We start from the raw sequence: 14,122 nt of genomic DNA on the forward strand, positions 1-14,122 counted from the left end.
GGGACATGGACCGTTCCACGCCCCCTCGCACTGACGGGAAGCCCCTCGACCCCCGGCCCCTCGCCGTCGCCATCCTTGACATCTCGTTCGAGGTGAGGCGGAAATCCCATGAGGGGACGGGGGTGCTTCCGCTGTCCAGCGGAGTGCTGGATGTCATCCGCGTCATCGAACGGCACCCGGGCATCACAGTGGCGGAGGTGGCGGCCCGCCTGGGCCGCCAGCTGAGCAACGTCAGTTCCCAGCTGCGGGAACTTGTGGCGCTGGGCCTGGTGACCCGTGAACGCGACGCCGCGGATAAGAGGTACGTCGCCCTGCACCCGACGCCGGAGTCGGTGCGCATCAAGACCGTTCTTGAGGGTGCGTGGGCCGCCGCCCTGGCCACAGCAGGGGACCGGCTGGATGACGATGACCGTAACCGCCTGGCTGCCGCCCTCCCGGCACTTGAACGGTTGGCCGCAGCCTTGGCGGAGCCGGGCCAGGACTAGGGACATGCATCTGCTTTGAACTCGCGAGAAGTAATACTTATACTTATGTAAGTATTAGTAACTAGAGTTGGAGATCCTTGTGGCAACACAAACCGCGCCGCCCGCCGCGTCAAAACCGACCGTCCCCGCCCGCGGAAAATGGTGGGCGCTGGCCTTCCTGGCCCTGGCGCAGTTCATGGTGGTCCTGGACGGCACCATCGTGAACCTGGCACTGCCCCGGCTCCAGGTTGAGATGGGCATCAGCGACAGCACGCGTGCATGGGTGGTCACCGCCTACGCCCTGGCGCTGGGCGCTTTCCTGCTCCTTGGCGGCCGCATCGCAGACTTTTGGGGCCGCAAACGGGCCTTCATGACCGCCGCCACAGGATTTGCTGCCGCTTCCCTGGCGGGCGGGCTGGCCCAGGCGCCGTGGGAGCTCATCGGAGCACGTGCCCTGCAGGGACTGTTCGCTGCCCTGCTGGCGCCGGCAGCACTGGCGCTGCTCACCGTTTCCTTCCCGAGCGGCAAGGACCGGGGAACCGCCTTCGCCATCTTCGGTTCCATCAGCGGAGCGGGGGCCGCGGCCGGCGTCCTGTTGGGCGGCTTCCTTACGGACTACGTTTCCTGGCGCTGGTGCTTCTTCGTCAACGTACCCATCGCGGTCATCTCACTGGCGGGCGTATGGAAACAGGTGCAGGAAAGCAAAGCCGAAGGAGCCACGAAATACGACTGGCCCGGAGTGGTGTTGGCGGCCCTGGGGCTTGGTGCCCTGGTCTTCGGTTTCACTAATGCCGAACACGGCTGGGCGTCGCCGGGAGCCTGGGGCTTCATCCTGGCCGGTGCCGTGCTGATGGTGCTCTTTATCGTCGTCGAGCGGCGGGTCAAGCACCCTTTGCTGCCCCTTCGCGTTGCAACCGAACGCAACCGGGCCGCCGCCTTCCTCGCGTCCTTCCTGGCCGGCGCGGTCCTCATCGGCGGCATCCTCTTCATCAACTTCTACATCCAGATCGTGCTGGGCTTCGCGCCGTTTGCGGCCGGAGTGGCATCACTGCCGATGACGGTGGTGCTGATCGCCACTGCCGGCATTGTTGCCAGGAACCTGCCGGCATTGGGTGCGAGGATTCCCACCGCTGTTGGCCCGATCTTCATGGCTGCGGCCATGCTGTGGCTGACCCAGGTCCGGGCGGACGGTACCTATCTCGTGAATATGCTGCCGGCCCTGATCCTGCTGGGCATCGGGCTGGGCATGGTGTTCGTGCCCATGCAGAACCTGGCCCTCTTCGGGGTGGATAAGGACGACGCCGGGGTGGCCAGCGCACTGGTCAACGCCTCGCAGCAGGTGGGAGGCTCACTAGGCATCGCCTTGTTCAGCACTGTTGCGGCCGCTGGCGCCGCGGTGGCAGGCGGCTCACCGATGGAGGCGTTGTCCAGCGGGTATGCAGCGGTCTTCTGGTGGGCCACCGGCGTCGCTATCCTCGTAACTCCTGTTGCCCTGCTGCTGATCAACATCAGCAGGAAATCCTTCAGTGGGGCAGCATCCGATGACGCGCCGGCCGTGCACCTGTAGGAAGCTGCCGCGGGAGCAGGCTGTCCTCAGGCGGACGGCGCTGCAGCCGTCGAGCCGCGCACCGTCAGGTGCGTGGGCATCACTGAGCGGGAGCGGGTGCCGCCGCTGCGGAGGGGATCCAGCTGAGCCAGCAGCATGGTCACTGCCACCCGGCCCGCCTGCTCAATGGGGAAGGACATGGTGGTCAGGGGCGGGTTGCAGAAGTCGGCGCCGAAAATGTCGTCGCAGCCCACGATGCTCATGTCCTCAGGCACCCGCACACCCCGCTCCCGGAGCCGCTGGAGCATGCCGATGGCGATCAGGTCGTTGAAGACTATGCAGGCGGTTGCACCGCTGTGGACCGCCGTGTCCGCCGCTGCCGCGCCGGACTGGGTCTTGGGCGCGAACGGGCCAAGCTTAACCACCTCGATGCCGCGCTCCCCGCCGGCCAGGGACAAGGCATCCCACCGGCGGGCATTCGACTGCGAGGAGACTGGCCCGGACACGTACGCCACCTTCGTATGGCCGAGCGAGATCAGGTGGTCAAGGGCCTGGCCGGTGGCCGCGGGGGTATCAATGATGACTGCTGGAACGTCAGGCACATCCCGGTTGATGGCCACCAAAGGCATGGCCGCGGAGGCTGCCAACAGGGCCTCATCCGTCAGCCGTGAAGCACCTACGATCAGCCCGTCGGCACTTTTACGGAGTTGCTGGATGGCGCTGGCTTCCACCTCGTCCGACTCTTCGGTATCCACCAGGAGCTGCGTGTAGCCCGCCGCTTTGAGCTGGAGCTGGGTTCCTCGGATGAGGTCGAAGTAGAAGGGGTTGGTGATGTCCGGTACCAGCACTCCAACCGCGCCGGTCTTTCCGGAACTCAGGGCCTTCGCCTGGGAATTCGGCGTGTAGTTGAGCTCGACGGCGGCCGCCTGGATGCGCTCGCGGGTCCGGACATTGACGCGGTCCGGGGTGGACAGGGCCCGGGACACCGTGGAGGGAGCCACGCCGCACAGGGCGGCAATGTCGTGGATGGTGGCGGGGCGGCTCACCGAGACTGGTTGCAGTGCCATGGCGTTCCTCTCTGAACGGACTTGGCGGGAGCGCGGTTGTGACCGGAGACACTGCGCCGAAAGCCCTAGGATGTCACGGATCGCACATGATGGCAACCGGTTGTCAGTGGATTGCAACGCAGCTAATGTTATCGGGGAGACGTGATACCAGCCACGGCATGCCTGCCGCCAATGACGTACCGGCATGCCCGCACCAAGGAGAAACCGTGAGCGAAACTGCAACCTGGCCCCTGTCCGGATTCGGCGACGAAATCGATCCCGATCCGCACGTGCAGGCCGCAGTGCTGCTGGCCCTCGGTGCCAGCCACATCGAGGTCCGGAGCGCGTGGGGAACGAACGTCTCCGAACTCACGGCGGAGCAGGTGCGCGAACTCAAGGGCATCCTGGACGGGCACGGACTGAAGGTTTCGGCGGTCGCCAGCCCCATCGGGAAGGTGGACATCAGCCTGCCCGTGGAGCACGAGGTGGAGCGCCTGCGCCAGATCATCTCCGTTGCCAAAGGCCTGGATGCCCGGTACGTCCGGATCTTCTCCTTCTACCGCGCCGAGGCCCAAAGTGCCGAGGACATCCGCGGCGACGTCATGGTCCGCATGGCCGCCCTGGGGGCGGAAGCCGAGGCGGCCGGCGTCGTACTCCTGCATGAAAACGAAAAGGACATCTACGGCGACACCCCCGAACGCGTCCTGGACATCATGGAAACCGTGAATTCCCCGGCGCTCCGCGTCGCATGGGACAACGCCAACTTCGTCCAAGTGGGCGTGAAGCCCTACACCGGGGGCTACGCCATGCTGCGTCCCTACCTTGAGTACTTCCAGGTCAAGGACGCGCTGTTCAGCACCGGCGAGGTGGTTCCCTCCGGCCACGGTGACGGCGAACTCGACGCCACCGTGGCCGCCCTGGCGGCGGACGGGTTCACCGGTTTCGCGTCCCTTGAACCCCACCTGGCCAGCGCCCACGAACTGGGCGGCTTCTCCGGCCCCGTTGCATTCGGCATCGCGGCCCGGGCCTTCGCTGTCCTCGCCGACAAGCACGGTGTCCGGCTCGCCTGAGCCGGGACAACCGCGAAATCCTTCGAAGGAGCAGGATCATGACCACAGCGGCAATTATTGGATGCGGAGACGTGTCCAGCGTCCACTTCGCGGCGCTGGCCAGCATGCCGGACGCCGAACTGGTGGCGGTCTGTGACACCCACCCAGGCCGCCTGGCGGCAGCAGAAGCAGCCCACGGGGTTGCCGGGTACGCAGACCACCGTGAGCTGCTGCGCAAAGTGCGGCCCGACGTCGTCCATATCTGCACACCGCACCATCTGCACGCTTCCCTTGCCATCGACTGCCTGGACGCCGGTGTCAACGTCATCGTCGAGAAGCCGCTGGCCCACACCCTCGAAGAAGGGCGGAAGCTGGTGGCGGCGGCAGCCCGGGGCACGGCCAAAATCGGCGTGTGCTTCCAGAACCGTTACAACGCCACGTCGGTGGCCATGCGGGAACTGCTCGACGGTGGCACGCTGGGCCGGGTGCTGGGCGCGTCGGCGACCGTGATGTGGCACCGGACAGCCGATTACTACAGGGACCGGCCATGGCGCGGCACGTGGGATGAAGGCGGAGGTGGCCTGATGATGAACCAGGCCATCCACACCGTTGACCTGCTGCAGTGGCTGGTGGGCGATGTGGCAAAAGTTGAAGGCCATGCGTCGGTGCGTGCCTTGGCCGGGATTATCGAGGTGGAAGACACCGCAGAGTTTGCCGCCGAGCATGCGAACGGAGCCCGCAGCGTCTTCTACGCCACCTTGGGCAATGCCGTGAATGCACCGGTGACGCTGGACATCACCACTGAGAAAGCCCTCCTCAGCCTGCGTGGCGACCTCACCGTCACATACGGGGACGGCGCCGTGGAGGTCGTATCCGAGCCTGTTCCGGAGTCAGGGAGGCGGTCGTACTGGGGCGCCTCCCATGAGCTCCTGATCCGGGACTTCTACGCCAAGCTGGAGGAGCCGGGGCCGTTCTGGATCAATCCGGCGGAGGCTGGGAAGTCCCTTCAGGTAGTCAAGGACATCTATGCCCAGTCGTACCCCCAGCAAGTGGAACGTGTGAGCTGAGCTCTGCCCCGGACCGAGTCCGGGCCCGGCCGGAATCCGCGGGTTTCCGGCCTTTTCCGCGCCCGCGCCTCCCTCGCGGAAGCTTTACGGGAACTGGAATGGCAACACATCCAGAAACTTTTGACAATCGGTTGCCAAGAACGATCAAAGACCGTACTGTAAATCCCACAGCCACAACTATGTGTCCCAGAACACACTCCCGCCCTGATCCGGAAACCGTTCGCATCAGGCAAGACTCACTAGGAGCCAACAATGAAGTTAGGTCCCAAGGCGGCAGCGGCCGCCCTCATGCTGAGTGCCTCACTGGCCCTCACTGCCTGCGGCGGCGGCGGCAACGCCGGCGCGGGGGCGAATGCCGGCGGCACCACGGTCACGGCACTCACGCTGGGAACCCTGCGTGACTTGACCTCGTGGGATCCGGCCCAGGCCCACGTGGGCCACGCGCTGCAGCCGTATCAGGCGGCCTACGATTCGCTGATTCTTCGCGAGCCTGACGGCAAGCTCAGCCCCATGCTTGCCACGGCATGGAAGTACAACGACGCCCGCACCAAGCTGACCGTGGACCTCCGGACGGACGTCACCTTCAGTGACGGGGCAAAGTTCGACGCCGAAGCCGCCAAGGCCAACCTGGACCACTTCAAGAAGGCCAACGGTCCGCAGATGGCGCAGCTCAGCACCGTTTCCGACGTCGCCGTGGTGGACGCGGACACCGTCGACATCAACTTGAGCGCACCGGAACCGGCGCTGGAGTTCTTCCTCAGCCAGGCGGCCGGCCTGATGGGCAGCCCCAAGGCGCTGGGCACAGACGCCATCAAGACGGAGCCTGTCGGCTCAGGTCCGTACGTCATGGACAAGGCGGCTTCGGTCAAGGATTCCCAGACCGTCTTCAATGCCCGCGAGGGGTACTGGAACAAGGACCTGCAGAAGTACAAGAAGCTGACGCTCAAGATCCTCCTGGACCCCACCGCACGCACGAACGCGCTGGTTTCCGGCCAGATCGACGCCACCCTCCTGGATCCCAAGAACGGCAAGCAGGCCGAGGGCGCCAAGATGAAGCTGGAGGCCAACCAGGTGGACTGGGCCGGCCTGCTCCTGCTGGACCGCGACGGTGCGAAGAACCCGGCGCTGGCCGACGTGAAGGTCCGCCAGGCCATCAACTACGCGTTCGACCGCAAGACCATCCTGGACCAGGTGATGCTGGGCCAGGGGACGCCGACGTCGCAGCCGTTCGGCAAGGACAGCGGGGCATGGTCCGAAGAGCTGGAGAACTACTACAGCTACGATCCGGAGAAGGCCAAGCAGCTGCTGAAGGAGTCGGGCTTCGAAGGCAAGGTCAGCATCGACGTTCCCACGCTTCCCGGCGCCGAAACCCTGATCTCCGTGCTCAAGCAGCAGCTCGCGGACGTCGGCATCACCCTGAACCCCGGTGCCGCCATCACCAACACCTTCACGGCGGACGTCGCGGCCCAAAAGTACAGCGCCATGTACTTCAACCTCTTCCAGGGCGAGCCCACGGTGGCCATCGACCAGATCGTTTCCACCAAGGCCCTGTACAACCCGTTCAAGACGACGACTCCTGAACTGGAAGACAAGATCAAGGCTGTTCGCACCGCTGGGGATGCCGCCGGCGAAGAAGCCAAGGAAGTCAATAAGTACGTAGTGGAGCAGGCCTGGTTCGCGCCGCTGTTCCGTGTGAACCAGATGTACTACCACAACGACAAAGTCAACGTGGTACCGCAGGCGCAGCAGGCCGTCCCCTCCATCTACAACTACTCGCCTGCCAAGTAGGACGCCATGATCAAGTTCATTGCCAAGAGGCTCGGCAGCGGGGTGATGGTGCTGTTCGTCGTCTCGGTGCTCACCTTCACCCTGCTGTACACAGCCAGTGGCAGCATTGCCCAGAACATCCTGGGCGACCAGGCCACACCTGAGCAGGTCGCCGCGAAGGAACACGAACTGGGCCTCGACCAGCCCCTGTTCGTCCGCTACTTCGCCTGGCTGGGCGATGCTGTCAGCGGGAACCTTGGAGCCTCGTGGTTCACCAACGAACCGGTGGCCAATTCCCTGGCCACCCGCATCCCGGTAACCATGACCATGGTTTTCGCGGCAATGATCCTGATCGCCATCTGCGCAGCACTCATTGGTGTGGCGGCCGCCGTCAAGCGCGGCTGGGTGGACAGGGTGGTCCAGGTAGGTGCGATCATTGGCGACTCCATTCCCGGGTTTGTCATTGGCGTCCTGCTGGTTACCTTCCTGGCCATCCAGCTGGGCATGTTCCCGGCCACCAGCACCATCTCTCCCGAGGTGGGGCCGGAAGCCTGGGTTGTGTCCATGACCCTCCCCGTCATCGCGCTGCTGATCAACGGGGTCACCGGCGGCGCCCAGCAGATCCGCAGCGCCGTCATCAAACAGCTTGAACGCGACTACGTCCGCACCCTCCGGAGCCGGGGGATCGGCGAGCAGGAGATCCTGTTCAAGCATGTGCTGCGCAGCGCGGCCCCTGCCGGACTCACCGTGCTGAGCCTGCAGCTGATCGGCATGCTCGGCGGCGTGGTCATCATCGAGCAGATCTTCGCTCTTCCCGGCATGGGCCCCCTGGCCGTCGCCGCCACCAACCAGACCGATCTTCCCGTCGTGATGGGCGTGGTGATGTACACCGTCGTGGTGGTCATCGTGGTGAACCTCCTGGTGGACATCCTCAACGGTTGGCTTAACCCGAAAGTGCGTGTGTCATGAGTGATTCCGTAGAAACGGCGGCTGTTGCCGCACCTGTGCCCGGCAAAGGCCAAAGCGGCACCGTGGTCCGTTCCACCGTGACCCGCCGCCTCCTGAAGAACCCGCTGGGCATCGCTTCCCTGGTGATCCTTTCCACGATTGCCTTACTGGCCATCTTCGCGCCGGTCCTTGCACCGTTCGAGGAGAACTTCGCCAACATCTCCAAAACCCTGGCGGCCCCGGACGGGGTGAACATCCTCGGCACTGACAGCGCCGGCCGCGATAACTGGAGCCGGCTGCTGTTCGGGGCACAGCTGACGCTGCTGTCGGCCCTGCTGTGCGCGGGCGTCGCCATCGCCATCGGCCTGCCCGCCGGCCTGATTGCCGGCTACTACGCTGGTAAGTTCGAAGCTGTTTCCAACTGGATTGTCAGCATCCTCATGAGCCTTCCCGGGCTGATCGTGCTGCTCACCATCCGTGCGGCGTTCGGCCCGTCCGTGTGGATCTCAATGATTGCGTTCGGCATTCTCATCAGCCCGTCCTACTTCAGGCTCACCCGGGCGGCGGTACAGTCCGTGCGGAACGAGCTGTACGTTGACGCTGCCCGGGTCTCCGGCCTCTCCGACCTGAGCATCATTGCCCGTCACATCTTCTCGGTGGTCCGCGCCCCCATCATCATCCAGACCGCGGCGATCGCCGGCGTGGCCATCGCCATCCAGTCGGGCCTGGAGTTCCTGGGCCTCGGCGACCCCACCAAGGCAACCTGGGGCGTCATGCTCTCGGAAGGGTTCAAGAACGTCTACCTGACCCCCACCCTGCTGCTCTGGCCGGCCCTGGCCATGGCCCTGACCATCGGTGGACTCGTCCTGCTCGGCAACGCCCTCCGTGATGCACTCGAGGACGGCGAGAAGATCAAGCACCGCAGGAAGCGCGCTTCGGTTTCCGCGACCTCCGGTACAACGGAACGCATGACGGCGGAACCCGCCAGGGCGCGCCAGTCACGGAAGTCTGTCGTCGCCGTCGAGAGCGGAACCGAGCACCACCTGGTCAAGGTGACCAACCTGGGCGTCGGTTACCCGCAGGCGGACGGTTCCATCAAGAAGGTGGTGGACGACGTCTCCTTCCACGTTGACCGCGGTGAGATCCTGGGCATTGTGGGGGAGTCCGGATCGGGCAAGTCCCAAACAGCGTTCTCCATCCTGGGACTGCTCCCGGACAACGCCCGCATTGTGGGCGGTTCCATCCAGTTCGACGGCAACTACACGGTTGCCCCGGGGGACGAAAAGGTCAGCCAGGAGCGGCTCACCAAGCTGCGCGGGAAGCGGATCTCCTACATTCCGCAGGAACCCATGAGCAACCTGGATCCGGCCTTCACCATCGGCTACCAGCTGGTAACGCCCATGGTCCGGGTGCTGGGAATCTCCAAGGCAGAGGCCCGCACCCGCGCGCTCAAGCTGCTCACCGACGTCGGAATCGTCAACCCGGAGCGCACGTTCGACGCGTATCCCCACGAAGTTTCCGGCGGTATGGCCCAGCGCGTGCTGATCGCCGGTGCCATCAGCTGCGAACCGGACCTGGTCATCGCTGACGAGCCCACCACCGCACTGGACGTGACGGTGCAGGCAGATGTGCTGGACCTGCTCCGCGAACTCCAGCAGCGGCTGAACATCGGTGTGGTCCTGGTGACCCACAACTTCGGCGTCGTCGCCGACTTGTGTGACCGTGTTGCGGTGATGCAGAACGGCCGGCTGGTGGAAGAGGGCACCGTCCGCGAAATCCTCCGCAACCCGAAGGAAAAGTACACGCAGACGCTGCTGGGTTCCATGCTCGAGGGCAAGGAACCGATGACCATGCTCGTCTCCCCGCCGGAAGGGCCGGTGGCCCACCGTGAAACAGCCCGCCATGCAACTGCAGAAAAGGAGCCGGTCGCGTGAGTACCCCTGCCGCTTCCCAGCACACCCCACCGCTGCTCTCCGTTGAAAACCTGGTGGTGGAATACCCCAGCAAGAAGTTCCGCGCCAAGCCGTTCCGCGCCCTGACGGACATTAACATCACCATCGGGCAGGGTGAAACCCTTGGCCTGGTGGGGGAGTCCGGCTCCGGAAAGACCACTTTGGGACGCGCCGTCCTGGGACTGGCACCGGTAACCCAGGGCAAGGTCATCTTCGAAGGCAACGACATCAGCAACGCCTCCCGCCGGGAACGCAGGACACTGAGCCGGGACCTGCAGGTGGTCTTCCAGGATCCGTATACCTCCCTCAACCCGGCCCTGGAGATCGGCGACATCCTCGCCGAGCCCCTCGCGGTTCAGGGACTGGACAAGGAAACCGCCAGGAAACGCGTCAAGGAACTGCTGGACCAGGTGGGATTGCCGTCGGACGCAGTCCACCGCCTGCCCCGCGAATTCAGCGGCGGCCAGCGGCAGCGCGTCGCCATCGCCCGCGCACTGGCCCTGTCACCCAAACTGATTGTCTGCGACGAACCGGTCAGCGCCCTCGACCTCTCCACGCAGGCGCGCGTGCTGGACCTGTTCCTGCAGATCCAAAAGGACACGGGCGTCTCCTACCTTTTCGTCTCCCACGACCTGGACGTGGTCCGGCACATCAGCCACCGGGTGGCCGTCATGTTCCGTGGCGAAATCGTGGAACAGGGTCCGGCCGAAACCGTGACCCGGAACCCCGAACACCCCTACACCCAGCGGCTGCTGCTGGCATCCCCAGTGCCGGACCCGGACCGGCAGGAACAGCGCCGTGCTGACAGGCACCGCCTGCTGGAACAGCAGCGCCAACAGACCGAACAGGCCGGGGCTGCGGCCTGAAGCCGCAGCCCACAGCTAAGACCCAAGGCCTCAGCAGGCCGGAACAACGGAGGAATGACGTGGCCAAAATAGGCGTACAAGCCATGATGCTTAAGGACAGCTTCGCCGAGATCGGAGCGTTCGAGACGCTGCGCAAGGTCAGTGCGATCGGCTACAACGCCGTGGAGATCTCGCAGATCCCCATGACACCGGAGAACGTGGCCGAACTGGACCGCTCCCGCAGCGAACTCGGCATGGACATCGCCGCCCTCTCGGTCAACGTTGAAGGACGGAAGGGCATGCCGGTGGAATCACTGGCGGAGAATTTCGACAAGATCGTGGACGACGCCAAGCGGCTGGACTCCTCCCTGCTGCGGATCGGGATGCTGCCCTTCCCCGCCATGAAGTCACTCGACGCCGTGGTGGACTTCGCCAAGCAGGCCAACGGGTATGCGGAACGGCTCCAGGAACACGGCATCAGCCTGTACTACCACAACCACCACATCGAGTTCGCGAAGTTTGACGGCAAATACATGCTGGACATCATCGCGGACAACTCCCCGGCCATGGGCATGGAAATCGACGTCCACTGGGTTCAGCGCGGCGGCCTTGACCCGGTCCGGACGCTCGAGAAGTACGCCGGACGCACGGCCATGGTGCACTTGAAGGACTACCGGATCGGGCAGATGCCGGAATCGTCGTTCGGGCTACTGGAGAAGGGCGATTTCCCCGGCTTCATGGCCGAATTCAAGAACGTGGTCCAGTTCGCCGAAGTGGGCGAGGGCAACCTGGACTTCCCCTCGATCGTTCCCGCCGCCGTCGAAGCCGGTGCCCAGTACCTGCTGGTGGAACAGGACGAACTCTACGGCCGCACCGTGTGGGACGCCCTGCAGACCTCCTACGACAACCTTGCCGCCATGGGCCACGCGGACCTTTTCTAGGTTTCGACAGGCTCAACCACCGGACCAACCACAGAAGTAAGGAAACACAGTGAGCAAGAAAGTACGCCTCGGCATCATCGGCCTGGGCCAGCAGGGCGGCGCCTACGCGAAGTTCATCACCGACGGACTGGTGCCGAACATGGAAATCGCCGCCATCTGCGACACTGACCCAGCCAAGAAGGAACTCGCCGCGGCGACCTACCCCGACGTCCCCTTCCACGACGACTACATCGCCCTGCTCGACAGCGGTGACGTGGACGCCGTCGTCACCTGCGTCCCGCACTACCTCCACCCCGAGATGGGCATCGCGGCACTGCAGCGGAACGTCCACGCCCTGGTGGAAAAGCCCGCCGGCGTCTACACCAAGCAGGTCAAGGAACTGAATGAATTTGCGGCGTCCAAGCCGGAACTCTCCTTCGCCATCATGTTCAACCAGCGCAACAACCCGCTGTACCGCAAGATCAAGGAAATTGTGGACAACGGCGAGATCGGCGCCATCCGCCGGACCAACTGGATCATCACCACCTGGTGGCGTCCGCAGGGCTACTACAACTCCAGTGCCTGGCGGGCTACCTGGGGCGGCGAAGGAGGCGGTGTCCTGGTCAACCAGGCCCCGCACCAGCTGGACCTGTGGCAGTGGATCTGCGGCGTGCCCAAGTCCGTCTACGCCAAGGTGGCCTACGGTTTCCGCCGGGACATCGCCGTCGAGGACGAGGTCACCGCCATGGTGGACTACGGCGACGGCGCCACCGGTGTCTTCGTCACGGCCACGCACGATCTCACCGGCACAGACCGCTTCGAGATCCTGGGCGACCAGGGCAAGATCGTCGTCGAAGGCTCAAAGACCGCCACCGTCACGCGCCTGAATAAGCCGGAGCGGGAACTCAGCGACGGCATGGGCATGGACGACGTCCGTAAGCTCTTCATGGGCCAGCTCAAGCCCGAGGAGTACTACACCACCGAAACCATTGAGTTCGAGTCCGTATGGGGCGGCCAGCACGCCGGAGTCCTGGAGAACTTCGCCGCCAACATCCTGGATGGCACCCCGCTGCTGGCGCCGGGCTCGGACGGCATCAACGGCGTCCGACTGGCCAACGCCATCCACCTCTCCAGCTGGACGGGTACCGAAGTGGGCCTGGACTTCGACGAGGACGTGTTCCTGGCCGAACTCAACAAGCGGATTGCCGCAGAAGGCCAGTTCCCCGAACGGAGCTGACGTCCCCTCCCCAACTGGGTAGCAGTTAATGTCGTTTTGGGCTGCCATAACGACATCTGCTGCTACTGGTTGGGCGGGACGTTGCCGCGGACACTCATGGCAACCAGCCGGTTTCCTGTTGCCAAGCCCGATTAGGATGGGGCAGTGAGCGAATCCAGGACACAGGACCTTTCCGATTCATCCGCCGAAGCCCGGAAGCCGGTCCGCAGCGGCAAATCGAGCGCCACCATCTACGACATCGCCAAGCTGGCCGGAGTGAACCCCTCCACGGTTTCCCGCGCCCTCAGCAAGCCGGGCCGCGTCAGCGCCAAGACCCAGAAGCTGATCGAGGACGCCGCCGCCCAGCTCGAGTACCGCGTCAACCCCTTCGCACGGGCCCTGCCCACTGGCCGCACCAACACCCTGGCATTGATCGTCGCTGACATCACCAACCCCACCTTCTTCGGCATTATCCGCGGGGCCGAGTCCACGGCCACTGCCCGGGATTACACGTTGATGCTCGCCGAGTCCGCCGAATCCGCGGACACCGAACTGACGGCGGCGCGCCGCATGCTCGCCACTGTGGACGGCCTCATCCTGGCGAGCCCCCGCATGGACGACAACCACATCCGCGAACTGGCCCGGGAGAAGCCGGTGGTGGTGATCAACCGCCAGGTGGACGGTGTTCCTTCGGTGGTGCCGGACGTGAACAAGGGCATTGGTGAGGCCGTGCGGAACCTTGCCGCCAACGGCCACCGGAAGGTCGCCTACGTGGCCGGGCCGCCGCAGTCCTGGATGACCGCCCGCCGCTGGGAGGGCGTCAAGGCTGCCTGTGAGTGGTCCCACCTGGAGTGCGTCCAGCTTCCGTCGCCCAAGCCAACGGTCGACGGCGGCAGGCAGGTTGCGCGCGACGTCGTCGCCAGCGGTGCCACGGCGGTGATGACCTACAACGACCTCCTGGCCATCGGCCTGATGCAGGAGCTGCAGGCCGCCGGCATGCAGGTTCCGGACCGGATCAGCATTGTGGGCTTCGATGACATTTTCGGCGCGGACTTCACCACCCCTGCCCTCACCACCATCAGGTCACCGATGACGGCCTGCGGCACCGAGGCGGCAACGCTGCTGATGGAGGTGCTGCACGGCGCCGAGGAAGTGTCACCGGCGCTGCAGGTGGAAACCGAGCTGGTCCTGCGTGGTTCCAGCGGCCGGCTGCTGGTGGCGGACCATCCCGCCTGACGCGCCACGCCAAGGAATGGCAATTTTTGGCAACCGGTTGACAAAAGCAGGTTGCCAAAACGATCA

The 14,122-nt window shown here is 64.8% G+C and carries 12 protein-coding genes; 11 read left to right on the forward strand and 1 reads right to left on the reverse strand.

What is annotated here, in order from left to right; all coding sequences use genetic code 11:
- Nucleotides 1-5 precede the first annotated feature (5 nt).
- Complete coding sequence (locus ACHL_RS03880) at nt 6-485, forward strand: MarR family winged helix-turn-helix transcriptional regulator (RefSeq protein ID WP_015935995.1); 480 nt, start codon at nt 6-8, stop codon at nt 483-485.
- A 79-nt stretch (nt 486-564) separates the two neighbouring features.
- Entirely contained in the window at nt 565-2,031 is a 1,467-nt protein-coding gene (locus ACHL_RS03885) for an MFS transporter (RefSeq protein WP_015935996.1), read from the forward strand.
- Nucleotides 2,032-2,057: 26 nt separating this feature from the next.
- Here the strand turns inward: ACHL_RS03885 and ACHL_RS03890 are convergent, their stop codons facing one another.
- A complete protein-coding gene (locus tag ACHL_RS03890; RefSeq protein WP_015935997.1) occupies nt 2,058-3,077 on the reverse strand; it encodes a LacI family DNA-binding transcriptional regulator in 1,020 nt (339 codons plus the stop codon).
- Nucleotides 3,078-3,235: 158 nt separating this feature from the next.
- On the opposite strand from ACHL_RS03890, the gene ACHL_RS03895 reads away from it, so the two are divergent.
- The 9 genes from ACHL_RS03895 (at nt 3,236) to ACHL_RS03935 (ending at nt 14,056) form a co-directional block, all read left to right on the forward strand.
- On the forward strand, nt 3,236-4,126 hold the full coding sequence (locus ACHL_RS03895) for a sugar phosphate isomerase/epimerase family protein (RefSeq protein WP_081434794.1): 891 nt from the start codon (nt 3,236-3,238) through the stop codon (nt 4,124-4,126).
- A 38-nt stretch (nt 4,127-4,164) separates the two neighbouring features.
- Nucleotides 4,165-5,172, forward strand: a complete 1,008-nt coding sequence (locus ACHL_RS03900) for a Gfo/Idh/MocA family protein (RefSeq protein ID WP_015935999.1) — start codon at nt 4,165-4,167, stop codon at nt 5,170-5,172.
- Nucleotides 5,173-5,424: 252 nt separating this feature from the next.
- Nucleotides 5,425-6,960, forward strand: a complete 1,536-nt coding sequence (locus ACHL_RS03905; RefSeq protein WP_015936000.1) for an ABC transporter substrate-binding protein — start codon at nt 5,425-5,427, stop codon at nt 6,958-6,960.
- Between the two features lie 6 nt (nt 6,961-6,966).
- Nucleotides 6,967-7,908: an ABC transporter permease gene (locus tag ACHL_RS03910; protein ID WP_015936001.1), complete on the forward strand. Its 942-nt coding sequence runs from the start codon at nt 6,967-6,969 to the stop codon at nt 7,906-7,908.
- Nucleotides 7,905-9,821, forward strand: a complete 1,917-nt coding sequence (locus tag ACHL_RS03915; RefSeq protein ID WP_015936002.1) for a dipeptide/oligopeptide/nickel ABC transporter permease/ATP-binding protein — start codon at nt 7,905-7,907, stop codon at nt 9,819-9,821. The genes ACHL_RS03910 and ACHL_RS03915 overlap by 4 nt, the downstream gene beginning before the upstream one ends.
- On the forward strand, nt 9,818-10,705 hold the full coding sequence (locus ACHL_RS03920) for an ATP-binding cassette domain-containing protein (RefSeq protein WP_015936003.1): 888 nt from the start codon (nt 9,818-9,820) through the stop codon (nt 10,703-10,705). Before ACHL_RS03915 ends, ACHL_RS03920 begins: the two co-directional genes overlap by 4 nt.
- Nucleotides 10,706-10,788: 83 nt before the next feature.
- Entirely contained in the window at nt 10,789-11,625 is an 837-nt protein-coding gene (locus tag ACHL_RS03925) for a sugar phosphate isomerase/epimerase family protein (RefSeq protein WP_015936004.1), read from the forward strand.
- Nucleotides 11,626-11,674: 49 nt separating this feature from the next.
- Nucleotides 11,675-12,841, forward strand: a complete 1,167-nt coding sequence (locus tag ACHL_RS03930; RefSeq protein ID WP_015936005.1) for a Gfo/Idh/MocA family protein — start codon at nt 11,675-11,677, stop codon at nt 12,839-12,841.
- Between the two features lie 144 nt (nt 12,842-12,985).
- The gene (locus ACHL_RS03935; RefSeq protein WP_015936006.1) at nt 12,986-14,056 is read left to right on the forward strand and encodes a LacI family DNA-binding transcriptional regulator; all 1,071 of its coding nucleotides are present in this window, start codon (nt 12,986-12,988) and stop codon (nt 14,054-14,056) included.
- Nucleotides 14,057-14,122 lie beyond the last annotated feature (66 nt).

Origin of the sequence: Pseudarthrobacter chlorophenolicus A6 (assembly GCF_000022025.1) — a bacterium.
Classification (GTDB): Bacteria; Actinomycetota; Actinomycetes; order Actinomycetales; family Micrococcaceae; genus Arthrobacter; species Arthrobacter chlorophenolicus.

What these genes read in the sequence shown, in the direction of transcription:
- ACHL_RS03890 (WP_015935997.1), bottom strand. Translation starts at nt 3,077, where the DNA reads ATGGCACTGCAACCAGTCTCGGTGAGCCGCCCCGCCACCATCCACGAC.
- ACHL_RS03915 (WP_015936002.1), top strand. Translation starts at nt 7,905, where the DNA reads ATGAGTGATTCCGTAGAAACGGCGGCTGTTGCCGCACCTGTGCCCGGC.
- ACHL_RS03880 (WP_015935995.1), top strand. Translation starts at nt 6, where the DNA reads ATGGACCGTTCCACGCCCCCTCGCACTGACGGGAAGCCCCTCGACCCC.
- ACHL_RS03925 (WP_015936004.1), top strand. Translation starts at nt 10,789, where the DNA reads ATGATGCTTAAGGACAGCTTCGCCGAGATCGGAGCGTTCGAGACGCTG.
- ACHL_RS03905 (WP_015936000.1), top strand. Translation starts at nt 5,425, where the DNA reads ATGAAGTTAGGTCCCAAGGCGGCAGCGGCCGCCCTCATGCTGAGTGCC.
- ACHL_RS03910 (WP_015936001.1), top strand. Translation starts at nt 6,967, where the DNA reads ATGATCAAGTTCATTGCCAAGAGGCTCGGCAGCGGGGTGATGGTGCTG.
- ACHL_RS03895 (WP_081434794.1), top strand. Translation starts at nt 3,236, where the DNA reads ATGCCTGCCGCCAATGACGTACCGGCATGCCCGCACCAAGGAGAAACC.
- ACHL_RS03900 (WP_015935999.1), top strand. Translation starts at nt 4,165, where the DNA reads ATGACCACAGCGGCAATTATTGGATGCGGAGACGTGTCCAGCGTCCAC.